This window comes from Mycobacterium sp. 852002-51961_SCH5331710 (assembly GCF_001665535.1).
Lineage (GTDB): Bacteria > Actinomycetota > Actinomycetes > Mycobacteriales > Mycobacteriaceae > Mycobacterium.
Genome location: NZ_LZSQ01000123.1, coordinates 267,600 through 283,538, shown reverse-complemented (window position 1 = coordinate 283,538; position 15,939 = coordinate 267,600). Strand labels below are relative to the sequence as shown.

Below are 15,939 nucleotides of genomic sequence, written 5' to 3'. Positions count from 1 at the left end.
TCCGCATTGACGTCTCGGCCGCGGCGGTCCACGATGACTCGCATGCGCTATGTCGTTACCGGCGGTACCGGGTTTATCGGCAGACGAGTGGTGACGCGGTTGTTGGCCCACAGCAGCGACGCCGAGGTGCTCGGGCTCGTGCGCCGAACCTCGCTGTCCCGGTTCGAACGCCTCGCCGCCACCTGGGGCGACCGGGTGAAACCGCTGGTCGGTGACCTCTGCGAACCGGATCTCGGTCTGCCGCCGAACGCCATCGGCGCTGTCGACCACGTCGTGCACTGCGGCGCCGTCTACGACATCACCGCCTCCGACGCCGACCAGCGTGCAGCCAACGTCGACGGCACCCGCGCGGTCATCGACCTCGCCAACCGGCTCGACGCGACCCTGCACCACGTGTCCTCGATCGCCGTCGCGGGCACCTTCCGCGGCGAGTTCACCGAGGACGACTTCGACGTCGGCCAGGAACTGCCGACGCCGTATCACCGGACCAAGTTCGAGGCCGAGCAGCTGGTCCGCGCCACGCCCGGGCTGCGGTACCGGGTGTACCGCCCCGCCGTCGTCGTCGGGGATTCGCGGACCGGCGAGATGGACAAGATCGACGGGCCGTACTACTTCTTCCCGATGCTCGCGAGACTGGCCTCGTTGCCGTCGATCACGCCGATGGCGCTGCCCGACACCGGCCGGACGAACCTCGTCCCGGTCGACTACGTGGCCAACGCGCTCGTCGCTCTCATGCATCTGCCCGATCGCGACGGTGAAACGTTCCATCTCACCGCACCGAAAACGATTGGGCTGCGCGGCATCTACCGCGCCGTGGCCAGAACCGCCGGACTTCCGCCGCTGCGTGCGTCTCTTCCCCGTTCCACGGCGACACCCCTGCTGAAGGCCACCGGCCGCGTCAAGATCGTGCGCAACATGGTCGCGACGCAACTCGGCCTGCCCGCCGAAGTGCTCGACGTCGTCGACCTGATGCCCACATTCACGGCCGAGCGCGCCTCAGAAGCATTGCGGGGCACGGGGATAATTGTCCCCCGCTTCGGCGACTACGCGCCCGTGCTGTGGCGCTATTGGGCCGAACACCTCGACCCCGACCGTGCGCGGCGCGACGATCCGGCCGGTCCACTGGTCGGCAAGCACGTGATCGTCACCGGCGCCTCGAGCGGAATCGGACGGGCTTCGGCCATCGCGATCGCCGAACGCGGCGCGACCGTGTTCGCATTGGCGCGCAACGCCGATGCGCTCGACGACCTGGTCGCCGAGATCCGGGCCGGCGGCGGTCAAGCCCATGCGTTCACCTGCGACGTCACCGACTCGACGTCGGTCGAGAGCACTGTCAAGGACATCCTCGGCCGCTTCGACCATGTCGACTATCTGGTGAACAACGCCGGCCGCTCGATCCGCCGCTCGGTGACCGCCTCCACCGACCGCTTGCACGACTACGAGCGCGTGATGGCCGTCAACTACTTCGGCGCTGTGCGGATGGTCCTTGCGCTGCTACCGCATTGGCGGGAACGACGGTTCGGCCATGTGGTCAACGTGTCGAGCGCCGGCGTGCAGGCGCGCAACCCGAAGTACAGCTCCTACCTTCCGACCAAGGCCGCGCTCGACGCGTTCGCCGACGTGGTCGCGACCGAGACGCTCTCCGACCACATCACGTTCACCACCATCCACATGCCGTTGGTGCGCACGCCGATGATCGTGCCGTCGCGTCGGCTCAACCCGGTGCCCCCGATCAGCGCCGAACACGCCGCGGCCATGGTGGTGCGCGGGCTCATCGACAAGCCGGCCAGAATCGACACACCCCTGGGCACGCTCGCCGACTTCGGCAACTACTTCACGCCGAAACTCTCGCGGCGGATCCTGCACCAGCTCTACCTCGGATATCCGGATTCACCTGCGGCTCGCGGGGTGCCGGCGCCGCCGAGGACCGCACGGACACCACGTCCACCGCGCAGCCCGAAGCGGCCCGCACGAATACCGCGGCCGGTGAAGTCCGCGGTGCGGCTGGTGCCGGGTGTGCACTGGTAACTGCGGATCCCTATCGTTGGCCAGGTGACTCAGCCCGTCTTCGTCGACGTCGACACCGGTGTCGATGACGCCATGGCGCTGGCCTACCTGTTCGCCAGCGAGGACGCGAACGTGGTCGGGATTGCGTCGACAGCGGGAAACGTTCCGGTGCAACAGGTTTGCCGCAACAACCTCGGCCTGTTGGATCTGTGCCGGATGCCGGAGATCCCGGTGTCGAAAGGATCCGAGCAGCCGGTCAGTTCACCGCTGCGCACCGCCGAGGACACCCACGGTCCCGAGGGCATGGGGTATGCCCAGTTGCCTGCATCCGGGCGACGGCTCACCGAATACGACGCCGCCGAGGCTTGGGTGCGCACCGCTCGAGCGTTCCCCGGCGAACTGATCGCGGTGGCCACCGGACCGCTGACCAACCTGGCGCTGGCGCTTCGCGCCGAACCGGCGCTCCCCACACTGCTGCGTCGACTGGTGATCATGGGCGGCGCGTTCGACTACCGCGGCAACACGACCCCGGTCGCCGAGTGGAACATCAGCGTGGACCCCGAAGCCGCGGCCGAGGTGTTCGCCAACTGGGCCGCCGCGTGGGGTGACGAGAAGCCCGCACACCTGCCGATCGTGTTGGGCCTGAACCTGACCGAACACATCGCGATGACACCCGCGCTGTTGAACCGGCTCGCGGAGGAGGCCGGCGCGACATCGGTGGCGATGAGCGTCTCCGACGACCGCGGCACCCGATCGGCGTCGGACAACCCGCTCATCGCGGTCCTCGAGGACGCCATGCGGTTCTACTTCGAGTTCCACTTCGACCAGGGCGAGGGCTATCTCGCGCACCTGCACGACCCGCTGGCCGCGGCGGTGGCACTCGATCCCGGCCTCGTCAGCTACCGGGCGACCACCGTCGACGTCGAGCTCACGGGCACGCTGACGCGCGGCATGACCATCGCGGACTGGAGCAACCGCTGGGGACGGGAACCCAACGCACTCATCGGTGTTGACGTCGATCCCGCCGGGTTCTTCGACCGGTTCATCGCGCGCGTCGGCGCGTTCGCCGCGACGGTCAGGTGAAGAACACGCCGACAACGACGGCCAGGAACAACAGCAGGAAGATCGCGACCGCGATGACGCTGACCACGGCCGTCGGAGTCCACCGGCGCCGCGGCCGGGATTCGACGGCACCCACACCGGAGGTCTGATCGGAGTCGGGCGGTGTGGCCCCTGGCGGCACTCCACCACCGGGTTCGAGGTCGGGGGTTTCGGCCGGTTCTGGATCGGGCGGTATGGCGGTCATTGGTGTGCGGGTACCCCGTCACGCGGTCGTCATTCATAAATCCCTTCGACGTACCACCGGCGCTGGCGGTAACACAGCAGCAGGGCCTGCCCCGGCCGGGCGTCACGCGAGGACCCGTCGAGCAGCACCTGTGCGCGGGCGGTGCGGCCCGCCTTGCTGCCTTCCGGATCCCACCACCGCTCGTCGACCGGCCAGGGTCCCGCCCACCAGGCCAATCTGCCTGCCTTGACCACCTTGCCCGGTGTGTCCAACCGCGCCGGGTCAGTGGAGAACAGGCCGCGTGCGGTCACTCGCACCGGACGGCCGTCGGCGTCGAACAACTCGACCGGATCGTCGAGCAGCACGGTCGGCGACGGTTCGGGCAGTTGACCGGGCCACGGCTGACGGGGATCGGCGCGCGGCACCGGCTCATCGCCCAGTGGAGTGAGCGTGATGCGTTCGGCGGGCCCCCGGCCGCCGCTGAGCACCGGCACCTGCACCGCCTCCGGTCCGAGCAGACCCTGCACGCGCACCAGTGCGCGACGGGCCCGCAGCCGATCCTCTTCGCCCACCCCACCCCACAGCGGCAGCTGCAGCGCCTCGGCCGACACCACCTCCACCGGGCGCAATCGGATCACCGTGATGGGCGCGGTGGGCCTGTCGTTCGGGTTGCGCCTGTTCAGCCAGCCGTCGAGCTGCCAACGCACCCGGTCGGCGGTGGCGTCCTCGGTCAGCGGTTCGGCGCAGCGCCAAACCCGTTCCAGCTCTTCACCATTGGCGGTGCGGGCGTGGATGGCCAGCCGCGTGCAGCCCACACCGGACGCGGCCAGGGTGCGGTGCAGGTTGGCGGCCAGCGACCGGCCCGCGAAGGCCGCGGCGTCCACCCGGTCGATCGGCGGATCACAGTCCATGACGGCGTCGAGTTCGGCCTCGGGGTCCCGGCCCGACGGACCACGGGTGGGCTCACCGCGGGCGAACTGGTGCGCGGCCACCGCGTCGGCGCCGAACCGCGAGGCCACATCACTGCGGGACAGCGCAGCGAACTGCCCGATGTTGCGAATCCCCATGCGCCACAGCAGGTCTGCCAGATCCTCTCGACCGGGTGCGGCCAGGCTCGGTTCGGTGGCCAGCTGACGGATCGACAACGCCGACAGGAACACCGCGTCCTGTCCGGGCTCGACGATCCGCCCTGCGCGCGCAGCGAAGACCGCGGTGGGCAACTGGTCGGCGACCCCCACCTGGCATTCGGCGCCGGCAGCGGCCACCGCATCGACCAACCGCTCGGCGGCGGCTTCTTCGGATCCGAAGTACCGGGCCGCGCCTCGGACCGGAAGCACCAGCAGGCCCGGCCGCAACACCTCGGCGCGCGGCACCAGGTCATCCACCGCGATCGTCACGTTCTCGAAATGGCGGGCGTCACGCGCCGGGTCGGCGGTGACCACATGCAGTTCCGGGCACCGCGCCTGCGCTTCCCGACGCCGCAACCCGCGTCGCACCCCCACCGCCCGGGCCGATGCCGAACAGGCGATGACCCGGTTTGCCAGGGTCACCGCGATCGGGGCGGTGGACGGCAGATCGGCGGCGGCCGCCGCGGCGACGGCCGGCCAGTCCATGCACCAGATGGCAAGAACGCGCGACACTCATCCGCCTACCGCACGGACGGACCGCCCCCTGGCCCGAGTGGCCAGTCGGACCCGGCTGATGCGGCCGAACCCCGGACGTCCCTGCCCCGTGATCTCGTAGCCACACACCGAGGCCTCCAGCCGGGCCGACGCTCCCTGCCAGTCGCCGTCGGTGACCAGCAGCGTGCAGCCCTTCTGACGGGCCCGCGCCACTATCGCCCGCGCGCGGGTGACAGGCACCGACCGCCCACCCAGGCCGAGCACCACCAGATCCATCCCGTCCATCAGCACGGCGGCGACCTCGACCGGATCGGCGCCCGGTTCGGGGATGACCGCGATCCGGCTCAGGTCGGCGCCCATCTCCACGGTCGCCAGCAGGCCGACGTCGGGCTGGCCGACGATCGCGGCGTGGCCGCCCTGCGCCGTCACCGCCGCGACCATGCTCAACGACAGCGACCGGGCACCCGACACCACCGCCACCGACCCGCGCGGCAACGGCGCGGGGAGCGGTCCGTCCAGCGATTCGGGCATCGGCAGCAAAGTTTCCGAGTCCGGAAGCGGCTCGGTGTTCGAAGCGGCTCCGCGTCGGCCCGCGCCCACCTTGCTGGATACCGCCGCAATCTTGCGACGCAGGTGTTCCACCTGTTCAGCGCGGGTAAGCTGACGCTGATCCAGGCTCACGGCAGCTGTCACAACAGCACCTCCTGCATCGTCTGACTCACTAGTTTTTCGAACGTGTGTTCGATACGCTGAGTAAACACCCACCCACCGACAGCGTCAAGCGGGTTCGGTCGATTCAGAGGCGGAGAAACGAGAGGAGAACTACTCCCACTCGATGGTGCCGGGCGGCTTGCTCGTCACGTCCAGCACCACCCGATTGACCTCGGCCACCTCATTGGTGATGCGAGTCGAGATGCGTTCGAGAACTTCGTACGGCACCCGCGTCCAGTCGGCGGTCATGGCGTCCTCACTGGACACCGGGCGCAGCACGATCGGATGCCCGTAGGTGCGGCCGTCACCCTGCACACCCACCGAACGGACATCGGCCAACAGGACGACGGGACACTGCCAGATCTGGCCGTCGAGCCCGGCGGCCGTCAGTTCCTCACGAGCGATCGCATCGGCCCGCCGCAACGTCTCCAACCGCGCGGCCGTGACCTCGCCGACGATCCGGATGCCCAGACCGGGCCCCGGGAACGGTTGGCGCGCAACGATTTCCTCGGGCAGGCCCAGCTCGCGGCCCACCGCGCGGACCTCGTCCTTGAACAACAGCCTCAACGGCTCGACCAGTTTGAACTTCAGGTCGTCGGGCAGGCCGCCGACGTTGTGGTGGCTCTTGATGTTCGCGGTGCCCGACCCTCCGCCGGATTCCACCACGTCGGGATACAGCGTGCCCTGCACCAGGAAGTCGACCTCTGGCCCGCCGCCCTCGACCAGGTCGCGCACCGCCCCTTCGAACGCCCGGATGAACTCCCGTCCGATGATCTTGCGCTTGCCCTCGGGGTTGGACACCCCGGTCAGCGCCTCGAGGAACCGGTCGGCGACGTCGACGGTGACCAGGTTGGCGTGGGTGGCGGCGACGAAGTCACGCTGCACCTGCGCCCGCTCCCCCGCCCGCAGCAGGCCGTGATCGACGAACACGCACGTCAACCGGTCGCCTATGGCGCGCTGCACGAGCGCGGCCGCGACCGCGGAGTCCACCCCACCGGACAGCCCACAGATGGCCCGCCCGTCACCGATCTGCTCACGCACCTGCTCGACGAGCGCGTCGGCAATGTTGGCCGGCGTCCACGTCGAGTCGATGCCCGCGAACTCGTGGAGGAAGCGGCTCAGGATCTGCTGCCCATGCGGGGTGTGCATGACCTCCGGGTGATACTGCACACCGGCCAGCCGACGACCGCGATGCTCGAACGCCGCCACCGGCGCGCCGCCGCTGGCGGCCACCACCTCGAAGCCGTCGGGAGCCTCGGTCACCGCGTCGCCGTGGCTCATCCACACCGGCTGGGTGGATGGTAGGTCCGAATGCAGTTCTCCGCCAGTGACTTTCAGCTCTGTGCGGCCGTACTCGCGAGTGCCGGTGCGCGCGACGGTTCCGCCCAGTACCTGCGCCATGGCCTGAAAGCCGTAGCAGATGCCGAACACCGGAACCTCCAGATCGAACAGCTCCGGGTTCAGCTGCGGGGCGCCCTCCTCGTAGACGCTGGCCGGACCACCGGAGAGCACGATGGCCTGGGGGTCGCGGGCCTTGATCTCCTCGACACTGGCGGTGTGCGGGATCACCTCGGAATACACCCGAGCCTCGCGGACCCGTCGGGCGATCAACTGCGCGTACTGCGCTCCGAAATCGACTACCAAAACGGGCCGGGGAGATCCTGATGTCACGCGGTCAGTCTAGTTGGCCGAGCCGACGTCACACGTGCAGCGCGGTGAACGGCTCAAACGGCAAGTTGCGCAGCACGAACCACACCACGGTCACCGCCACGGCCACCGGAGCCGACCACCGCAGATGCTGCCAACTGGTTACCCGCCTACCCGCCACCGAGCCGAAGACCCAAGCCCCGTACGCCCAGAGCAGAAGCATCGACGCGATCACCGCGAGCGCGTTGAACCGGACCGCCGCCGCCACGTCGAGATGCAGCAGCGAGTAGATCATCCGCAGGCTGCCGCAGCCGGGACAGTCGATGCCGAGCAACGCCTTGGTCGGGCAAACGGGCAGGATGCCCCCGGGCACGGTCGGGTCGGCCAGCCAGATGGCCGCGCACCCGCCCACCGCGGCGGCGGCGACCGCCAGCGGCGCGGTGAGCGAGCGAACGGAAGTCACATGCGACATCACATGTTGGCCAGGCCGCCGCCCGCGACCCCGATGATGAGATAGATGACGATGACGATCACACCGGCGATCGCACCCCAGATCGCCCACTTCTTCGCATCGTCGGAAGCCTTCTGCGCCTGCGCATACTGGCCCGACTGCCACAGTCCGGAGACCTTGCTGGCGTTGATGATCGACACGATGCCAAACGGCAAGCAGCACAACACCGTAACGAGGATTCCCCATACGAGGTTGCTGTCGGGCTGCTGGGCCGGAACACCCCCTGGCGGCGGACCATAACCCTGAGGCGGTGGCGGCGGAGGTTGAGGCGGATAGGTCATGGGGTCCCTTTTCTCGAGTAGCACCCTGTCGAACGACAAGCCCGCTCAATATATGGCAATTGTTTGCTGTCTGCGTCAATTTCAAATCGCTGCGATAAGTTCTTCGATGCGCAGGTATGTCTGCGCGCGATAACGGGAATGGGTGATTGGTGCCTGGAACCGGAGAGTTGGGTCTACCCGACGGGATCCGCGCTGCGCTGTTCGACCTCGACGGCGTGCTGACGGACACCGCGAGCGTGCACAAGAAGGCGTGGAAGGCGATGTTCGACGACTTCCTGCGACGACGCGCGGAGCGCACCGGCGAGGCGTTCACGCCGTTCGACATGCAGACCGATTACCTGAATTACGTGGACGGCAAGAAGCGCGAGGACGGGGTTCGATCGTTTCTGGCCAGCCGGAGCATCGAGTTGCCCGACGGCGGCCCCGACGACCCGCCGACGAACGAAACCGTGCACGGCCTGGGGAACGCGAAGAACGATATGTTCCAACAGATCCTGCGGACCGACGGGGTGAAGGTGTTCGAGGGCTCGCGCCGCTATCTGCAGGCTGCCGCCGACGCGGGTCTGGGCATTGCGGTCGTGTCGTCGAGTGCCAACACCCGCGAAGTTCTCGAGCTGACCGGCCTTGCGCGATTCGTCCAACACCGCGTGGACGGTGTCGTGTTGCGTGAGGAGAACATCGCCGGAAAACCCGCACCCGACTCGTTCCTGCGCGCCGCGCAACTTCTCGGTATCGAACCCGAGCAGGGCGCCGTTTTCGAGGACGCGCTCTCCGGCGTGGAGGCGGGCCGCGCCGGACGCTTCGGCGTGGTGGTCGGTGTCGACCGGGTCGGCCAGGCGGAAGCGTTGCGGCGCAGCGGCGCTGACATCGTGGTGTCCGATCTCGCGGAGCTCCTGACGTGAGCCTGCACGACGAGATCTACCCCGTGGAGCCGTGGCAGGTCCGCGAGAGATCGCTCGACCTCAGCGTCCTGGCCCAGTCGGAGTCGTTGTTCGCATTGTCCAACGGCCACATCGGCATGCGCGGAAATCTCGACGAAGGCGAACCGCACGGCCTGCCCGGCACCTACCTGAATTCGTTCTACGAGGTTCGTCCGCTGCCGTACGCCGAAGCGGGATACGGCTATCCGGAAGACGGCCAGACGGTCGTCAACGTCACCAACGGCAAGTTGATCCGGCTGTTGGTCGATGACGAACCGTTCGACGTCCGCTACGGCGAATTGCTCGACCACGAACGCGTTCTCGATCTGCGGGCGGGCACGCTCAAGCGCACCGCCTGCTGGCGTTCACCGGCGGGCAAGAAGATCAAGGTCGTCTCCACCCGCGTCGTCTCGCTCGCGCAGCGCAGCGCCGCGGCCATCGAGTACGTCGTCGAGGCCCAAGACGAATTCGTGCGTGTCACCGTGCAATCGGAACTGGTGGCGAACGAGGAGTTGCCGCCGTCGGCGAAGGACCCACGGGTGTCCACCGTGCTCGAGAAGCCGTTGGAGCCCGTGCAGCACGAACATTCCGAACACGGCGCGATCCTGCTGCACCGCACCCGCGGCAGCAATCTGACGATGGCCGCGGCCATGGACCACGACATCGAGGTCCCCGGCCGCGTCGAGGTCGACACCGGCGCCGGCGGTGACTGGGCCAACACGACGATCATCTGTGGGCTGCGTCCCGGCCAGCAACTGCGAATCGTCAAGTACCTCGCATACGGATGGTCGAGCCTGCGCTCACGCCCGGCGCTGCGCGACCAGGCGGCCGCGGCGCTCAGCAGCGCGCGCTACACCGGCTGGCAGGGTCTGCTCGACGCCCAACGGGCGTACCTCGACGACTTCTGGGACGGTGCGGACGTCGAGGTGGAGGGTGACCCCGACTGCCAGCAGGCGGTCCGGTTCGGGCTCTTCCACGTCCTGCAGGCCAGCGCGCGTGCCGAACGCCGTGCGATACCCGGCAAGGGCCTGACCGGAACGGGCTACGACGGCCACGCCTTCTGGGACACCGAGGGGTTCGTGCTGCCGGTGCTGACCTACACCCATCCGTCGGCGGCGGCCGACGCATTGCGTTGGCGCGCATCGATCCTGCCTATGGCCAGGGAGCGCGCGACGCAGCTGGATCTGGACGGCGCGGCATACCCCTGGCGGACGATCCGCGGCGAGGAGTGTTCGGCCTACTGGCCGGCGGGCACTGCGGCGTTCCACGTCAACGCCACCATCGCCATGGCGTTCGAGCGATACCGCATCGTCACGGGCGACCACTCGCTCGAAGCGGAGTGCGGGCTGCACGTGCTCATCGACACCGCGCGGCTGTGGGCATCGCTCGGTCACCACGATCGCCACGGCGTGTGGCATGTCGACGGCGTGACGGGACCCGACGAGTACACCGCGATCGTGCGCGACAACGTGTTCACGAATCTGATGGCGGCGGCCAATCTTCGGGCGGCCGCCGACGCCTGCGCGCGCAATGTCGAAGCCGCCCAGGCGGCCGGCGTCTCGACCGAGGAGATGGCCGCGTGGCGTCACGCCGCCGACAGCGCCAACATCCCGTTCGACGAGGAACTCGGCGTACATCCTCAGTGCGAGGGCTTCACGACGCTGCGGGAGTGGGACTTTCACGCCAACACGGTCTACCCGCTGCTGCTGAACGAACCGTACGTCCGGCTCTACCCGGCGCAGGTGGTCAAACAGGCCGACCTGGTGCTCGCCATGCATTGGCAGGGCCACGCGTTCACCGCCGAACAGAAGGCCCGCAACGTCGACTACTACGAACGACGCACCACCCGGGACTCGTCGCTGTCGGCGTGCACGCAGGCGGTGATGTGCGCCGAGGTCGGCCATCTCGAGCTCGCGCACGACTACGCCTACGAGGCGGCGATGATCGATCTGCGCGACCTGCACCACAACACCCGCGACGGGTTGCACATGGCATCGCTGGCCGGGGCGTGGGCCGCGCTGGTGGCCGGGTTCGGCGGCCTGCGCGACGACGAAGGTGTGCTCGAGCTCAACCCCCGGCTGCCCGACGGGATCTCCCGGCTTCGATTCCGGTTGCGCTGGAGGAACTTCCGGCTCACCGTCGATGCGACCCACGACGACGTCACCTACACGCTGCGCGACGGTCCGGAGGGTGAGCTGCTGATCCGCCATGGCGGCGAGGAGCTGCAGCTCGCGGCGCGGGAACCCACCACCGTGCCGGTTCGCTGGTGCAAACCGCTGCTGCCGACGCCCGCGCAACCGCCCGGGCGCGAGCCGGTGCGCCGGCGCCCCGCCTAGGTACGGCTGCCCGCCGCCAGCCACGCCTGCTCCTGACCGGGTTCGGGCAGCACGCGACCGCCCTCGATTGCGAAACGGGCGGGGCTGTTACCGATGATGACGAGCACCCGCGCCGGCGGGATCGCCGTGATTCGCGTTGCCGCATTGGCGATCTCGTTCGCCAAGCGGCTCGTCTCGTCATCCGGATGACCGGAACGCACCCAACCGTTGATGATCAGCGGCCGCGCTGGCTTGGCGTCGGTGTACACGTTGTGTGCGGGCAGTTCGTTGAACACGACGTTGACGTAAGTGCTCGGCACGTGGTTGACATCCGAGTGGATCTTGGTGATCTCGGAGGCCAGGTCGGCCTTGGTGTCGGCGTCCAGAGTGCCCTCGGCGATGGTGCAGGTGTAGACAGGCATTGCAGTTCCTTTCCCTACTCAGCCCAGGCGGGGCAGTTGGGGGATGGTGGGCACGACCAGCACCGTCGGCCCGTCGGCGTCGAGCGCGGCCTTGAACTCGTCGGCCAGCATGTCGGTGCTGGTCACATCGACCGCATGGCATCCGAAACCGCTTGCCACCGAGGCGATGTCGAGTCCGGGCAGGTCCAGCCCCGGCACGTGCGGCGTCTTCTCGAGCAGCGCGAACGACTTCAGGATCGCGTACTCGCCGTTGCGCAGAACCACGAACACGATCGGCAGCTTGTGCTGCGCGGCCGTCCACAGCGCCTGGATGGAGTACTGGAACGAACCGTCGCCGATGGTGGCGACGATCGGCCGCTTGACGCCTCGTGCCCGGTCGCCCAGTGCGAGCCCCACCGCGGCGGGCAGACCCCAGCCGATACCACCGCTACCGGTCGCGAAGAAGCTCGCCGACCGCGTCGTGGGCAACCAGTTGAACAGGTCGGGCATCGTCGACGTCGACTCCATGACGACCACGGCGTCGTCGGGCTTCACGGTGCTGAGCGTCTCGTAGACCGCGTTGGACGTCATCGGAGCCTCAGAAGGCCCCTCCGACTGACGGTTTCGGACCAGCGGTCCCGGCGGCTCGCGGTCGGCGGGCACGCTGATGAGCTCGGTCAGCTGTTGCAGCGCGATGGTGACGTCGCCGACCAGGCTGTCGCCGACCGGGGCGACCCCGGACAGGTGTGGGTCGGACGTGATCTGCAGGAGTTCACTCCCTTCGGGCAGGTACTCTCCCGCCACATACGGGTAGTAACGGAACACCTGCGCGCCGATCACGACGACCAGGTCGTGACCGCGAACGGTCTGCTCGACGTCCGCGATCGTCATTCCCAGCGGACCGGCGTACAGCGGGTGGTCTTCGGGGAACGAGACCCGGTCGGACAGCGCGCTGCCGTAGACCGGCGCCCGCAGCTTCTCGGCGAACGCGATGCCCGCGTCCCAGCCGCCGGCGCGGTCCACCTCGGGGCCGAGCACCAGCATCGGACGCTCCGCGGCGCTGATGCGTTCGGCGAACTCCGCCAATCGCGCGGGGTCCGGCGCGACGCGCTCGGCGACGCTTCTGACGACGGCTGGTCCCAGCACGGGCTTGTCCCAGTCGTCGAGCGGGATGGACAGGAACACCGGACCTTTGGGCGCCTGCATGGCCATCGCATAGGCCTGCATGAACGCGGCGGGCACGTCTTCGGCACGCGCCGGCTCGTAGGACCACTTCACCCACGGCTTGGGCATCTCGGTGGCGTCGGGATTGTTCAGATACGGGTCGACGAGCGACATCTCGCGGGTCTGCTGTCCGGCGGTGATGATCAGCGGGGTGTTGGCGCGGTAGGCCGCCACCAGGCTGCCGATCCCGTTGCCGGTGCCGGCGGCGGTGTGCAGGTTCACCAGCGCCGGCTTACCGGTCGTCTGGGCGAACGCGTCGGCCATGGCCACCGCCGACGCCTCCTGCAGCGCCAGCACGTATTCGAAATCGTCAGGGAAGTTCTGCAGGAACGTCTGCTCGGTCGAGCCCGGATTGCCGAAAACTGTTGTCAGGCCGAGCTTGCGGAGCAGATCGAAAGTCACCTCGTGGACGGTCTTCTGGTCGGTCATCGGATTACCCCTGTCGTGATGGATTGGTGTGAAAACCATCGCTGACTGGGGTGTTCGCGGTCATCGACGCTGCCGGGCATCTACCCGGTCGACTTTTCCGACGTCGCTCTTACCGCTAGCCGGTAGACCTCACCCGATCTTCTTGTGACCGGGCAACCCGCCGGTCGCCTCGAACACCACCCGCTTGCCGATCTCCACGGCGTGGTCGGCGAACCGTTCGTAGTAGCGGCCGAGCAGCGCGACGTCCACCGCCGAACACACACCGTCCTGCCACTTGTGGTCGATCAGCAGGGTGAACAGGTGCCGGTGCTCGGCATCGACGGCGTCGTCCTCGTCGCGCAGCCGAGCCGCCTTGTCGGGATCACGCGACAGCAGCACCTCCTGCGCCGTCCTCGCGAGCTGCACAGCGCGCGCACCCATCTCGGCGAAGCTCGCGCGCACGTCGGCAGGCAGGGCGCAGTCCGGGTGGCGCAGCCGCGAGATGCCCGCGACGTGGGCCGCCAGGGCGCCCATGCGATCGATGTCGGCGGCGATGTGGATGGAGCCGATGACCGTGCGCAGGTCGGTGGCGACAGGCTGCTGCAGTGCGAGGATCCGCAGCGCCGACTCCTCGACCCGCCGGTTCAGCGCGATGATGTGCTCGTGGTCGGCGATGACCTGCTCAGCGAGCGACAGATCGGCGTCCAGCAGGGCCCGCGTGGCATGTTCCAGCGCGGTGATCGCAAGCCCGCACATCTCACCGAGTTGCGCACTCAGTGCGGCCAGTTGCTCCTGGTATGCGGTCCGCATCTGCGACAGTTACCCCAATCGGCGATTCTCAACCAGCCGAGCTGACCGGTTCGATCGGCAGCCATCGCAGCGCCGCCGGCGCGTGACCGGGCACGACCGGGTTCTGCGGTGGGACGGGCTCCAACCGGCGGTACGGCTGCCCCTGCTCCGGTCGCAGGTCCTGCTCACCCTTGTTCGGCCACAACGACGCGGCCCGCTCGGCCTGTGCGGTGATCGAAAGTGACGGATTGACACCGAGATTCGCCGAGATCGCCGCTCCGTCGTGCACGGAGAGCGTCGGATAGCCGTACACCCGGTGATACGGGTCGATGACGCCGTGTTGCGCGTCGTCGGCGATGGCGGCACCGCCGAGGAAGTGCGCGGTGAGCGGGATGTTGAACAGCTCGCCCCAAGTGCCGCCCGCGACGCCGTCGATCTTCTCGGCGATCCGCCGGGTGACCCGGTTGCCGACCGGGATCCACGCCGGATTGGGCGCCCCGTGGCCCTGTTTGCTCAGGTAGCGCGTGATGCCGAACCGGTTGCGCTTCGTGTAGGTGGTGATCGAATTGTCGAGGTGCTGCATCACCAGCGCGATCAGCGTGCGTTCGCTCCACCGCCGGACGTTGAGCAGGCGGATCGTGCCGCGGGGATCCTTGCGGGCGTTGAGGAACAGCTGTTTCCACCGCGGAACATCCGACCCTTCGGGGCCGTCGCCGTCGGTCATCAATGTCTGCAGCAGCCCCATGGCGTTGGAGCCCTTGCCGTAGCGTACGGGTTCGATGTGGGTGTCCGGGGTCGGGTGGATGGACGAGGTGATCGCCACGCCGTGTGTCAGGTTGAGGTCGTCGGTCACCTCGAATCGTCCTGCGCCGACGATGGATTCGGAGTTGGTGCGGGTCAGCACGCCGAGCTTGTCCGACAGGTCGGGCAGCTTGCCTTTGTCGCGCATCTTGAACAGCAGCCGCTGCGTGCCGTAGGTACCGGCCGCCAGCACCACGTGCGACGCGGTGAAGGTGCGCTTGTGCTTGCGCACCTTGCGACCGGTTCGGACGGTGTGCACATCCCACAGGCCGTCCGGGCGCTGCTCGAAGCCGGTGACCGTGGTCATCGGGTGGATCTTCGTCCCGAACTTCTCCGCGAGGTAGAGGTAGTTCTTGATCAGCGTGTTCTTCGCGTTGTGCCGGCATCCGGTCATGCATTCGCCGACCTCGATACAGCCCTTGCGCGCCGGTCCGACACCGCCGAAGTACGGGTCGGGCACGGTCTCGCCGGGCGCCTTCGTCCCGTCCGGGCCGAAGAAGACGCCCACCGGCGTCTGCACGAACGTGTCACCGACACCCATCTCGTCGGCGACCTCTTTGACGACGCGGTCGGCGTCGGTGAACGTCGGGTTGGTCACGACGCCGAGCATGCGCTGCGCCTGGTCGTAGTGCGGCATCAACTCTGCGCGCCAGTCCGTGATGTCCTTCCACTGCGGATCGTTGAAGAACGGATCCGGCGGCACGTACAGCGTGTTGGCGTAGTTCAGGGAGCCGCCGCCCACGCCCGCGCCCGCGAGGATCATGACGTTGCGCAGCAGGTGAATCCGCTGGATGCCGTACATGCCGAGCTGCGGAGCCCACAGGAACTTGCGCAGATTCCACGAGGTCTTTGCGAAGTCCTCGTCGGCGAACCGCCTACCGGCTTCGAGCACTCCGACGCGATAGCCCTTCTCGGTGAGCCGCAGCGCCGTGACGCTGCCGCCGAACCCCGAACCGATCACCAGGACGTCGTAGTCAGGTTCCATCGGTCCAGTATGGCGTTACCGAGGGGTAACTA

14 protein-coding genes are annotated in these 15,939 nt (G+C 68.2%); 4 read left to right on the top strand and 10 right to left on the bottom strand.

The window, feature by feature from the left end:
* Window positions 1-42 precede the first annotated feature (42 nt).
* Both A5752_RS24370 and A5752_RS24365 read left to right on the top strand, forming a co-directional pair.
* On the top strand, window positions 43-2,028 hold the full coding sequence (locus tag A5752_RS24370; protein WP_197500714.1) for an SDR family oxidoreductase: 1,986 nt from the start codon (window positions 43-45) through the stop codon (window positions 2,026-2,028).
* A gap of 24 nt (window positions 2,029-2,052) precedes the next feature.
* Window positions 2,053-3,090, top strand: a complete 1,038-nt coding sequence (locus A5752_RS24365) for a nucleoside hydrolase (RefSeq protein WP_067091292.1) — start codon at window positions 2,053-2,055, stop codon at window positions 3,088-3,090.
* Here the strand turns inward: A5752_RS24365 and A5752_RS24360 are convergent.
* The 6 genes from A5752_RS24360 to A5752_RS24335 all read right to left on the bottom strand — a co-directional run bounded on the left by A5752_RS24360 (window position 3,083) and on the right by A5752_RS24335 (window position 8,064).
* Window positions 3,083-3,313, bottom strand: a complete 231-nt coding sequence (locus tag A5752_RS24360; protein WP_067091289.1) for a DUF6480 family protein — start codon at window positions 3,311-3,313, stop codon at window positions 3,083-3,085. The genes A5752_RS24365 and A5752_RS24360 overlap by 8 nt on opposite strands.
* Window positions 3,314-3,342: 29 nt before the next feature.
* Window positions 3,343-4,905 (bottom strand): DNA polymerase Y family protein, encoded by a 1,563-nt coding sequence (locus tag A5752_RS24355; protein ID WP_067091536.1) that lies wholly within the window; start codon window positions 4,903-4,905, stop codon window positions 3,343-3,345.
* Window positions 4,906-4,932: 27 nt separating this feature from the next.
* The gene (gene imuA', locus A5752_RS24350) at window positions 4,933-5,607 is read right to left on the bottom strand and encodes a DnaE2-dependent mutagenesis accessory factor ImuA' (RefSeq protein ID WP_067091286.1); all 675 of its coding nucleotides are present in this window, start codon (window positions 5,605-5,607) and stop codon (window positions 4,933-4,935) included.
* A gap of 129 nt (window positions 5,608-5,736) precedes the next feature.
* On the bottom strand, window positions 5,737-7,296 hold the full coding sequence (guaA, locus tag A5752_RS24345) for a glutamine-hydrolyzing GMP synthase (RefSeq protein WP_067091284.1): 1,560 nt from the start codon (window positions 7,294-7,296) through the stop codon (window positions 5,737-5,739).
* A 28-nt stretch (window positions 7,297-7,324) separates the two neighbouring features.
* Complete coding sequence (locus tag A5752_RS24340) at window positions 7,325-7,744, bottom strand: DUF2752 domain-containing protein (protein ID WP_067091281.1); 420 nt, start codon at window positions 7,742-7,744, stop codon at window positions 7,325-7,327.
* Window positions 7,744-8,064: a CD225/dispanin family protein gene (locus tag A5752_RS24335; RefSeq protein ID WP_067091278.1), complete on the bottom strand. Its 321-nt coding sequence runs from the start codon at window positions 8,062-8,064 to the stop codon at window positions 7,744-7,746. The genes A5752_RS24340 and A5752_RS24335 overlap by 1 nt, the downstream gene beginning before the upstream one ends.
* 149 nt (window positions 8,065-8,213) lie before the next feature.
* Between A5752_RS24335 and A5752_RS24330 the strand changes: the two genes are divergently transcribed.
* Together A5752_RS24330 and A5752_RS24325 are read left to right on the top strand one after the other, a co-directional pair.
* On the top strand, window positions 8,214-8,966 hold the full coding sequence (locus A5752_RS24330; protein WP_067091276.1) for a beta-phosphoglucomutase family hydrolase: 753 nt from the start codon (window positions 8,214-8,216) through the stop codon (window positions 8,964-8,966).
* A gap of 2 nt (window positions 8,967-8,968) precedes the next feature.
* The gene (locus A5752_RS24325) at window positions 8,969-11,320 is read left to right on the top strand and encodes a glycoside hydrolase family 65 protein (RefSeq protein ID WP_067091534.1); all 2,352 of its coding nucleotides are present in this window, start codon (window positions 8,969-8,971) and stop codon (window positions 11,318-11,320) included.
* On the opposite strand, the gene A5752_RS24320 is transcribed toward A5752_RS24325, so the two are convergent.
* The 4 genes from A5752_RS24320 to A5752_RS24305 all read right to left on the bottom strand — a co-directional run bounded on the left by A5752_RS24320 (window position 11,317) and on the right by A5752_RS24305 (window position 15,907).
* Window positions 11,317-11,721 (bottom strand): tautomerase family protein, encoded by a 405-nt coding sequence (locus tag A5752_RS24320; protein WP_067091273.1) that lies wholly within the window; start codon window positions 11,719-11,721, stop codon window positions 11,317-11,319. The genes A5752_RS24325 and A5752_RS24320 overlap by 4 nt on opposite strands.
* A gap of 18 nt (window positions 11,722-11,739) precedes the next feature.
* Window positions 11,740-13,353 carry a benzoylformate decarboxylase gene (mdlC, locus tag A5752_RS24315; RefSeq protein ID WP_067091532.1) on the bottom strand — a complete coding sequence of 538 codons (1,614 nt, stop codon included), beginning with the start codon at window positions 13,351-13,353 and terminating at the stop codon, window positions 11,740-11,742.
* A 129-nt stretch (window positions 13,354-13,482) separates the two neighbouring features.
* Window positions 13,483-14,142 (bottom strand): phosphate signaling complex protein PhoU, encoded by a 660-nt coding sequence (gene phoU, locus A5752_RS24310; RefSeq protein WP_067091271.1) that lies wholly within the window; start codon window positions 14,140-14,142, stop codon window positions 13,483-13,485.
* A gap of 28 nt (window positions 14,143-14,170) precedes the next feature.
* Window positions 14,171-15,907 carry a GMC oxidoreductase gene (locus tag A5752_RS24305; protein WP_067091268.1) on the bottom strand — a complete coding sequence of 579 codons (1,737 nt, stop codon included), beginning with the start codon at window positions 15,905-15,907 and terminating at the stop codon, window positions 14,171-14,173.
* Window positions 15,908-15,939: the final 32 nt, after the last annotated feature.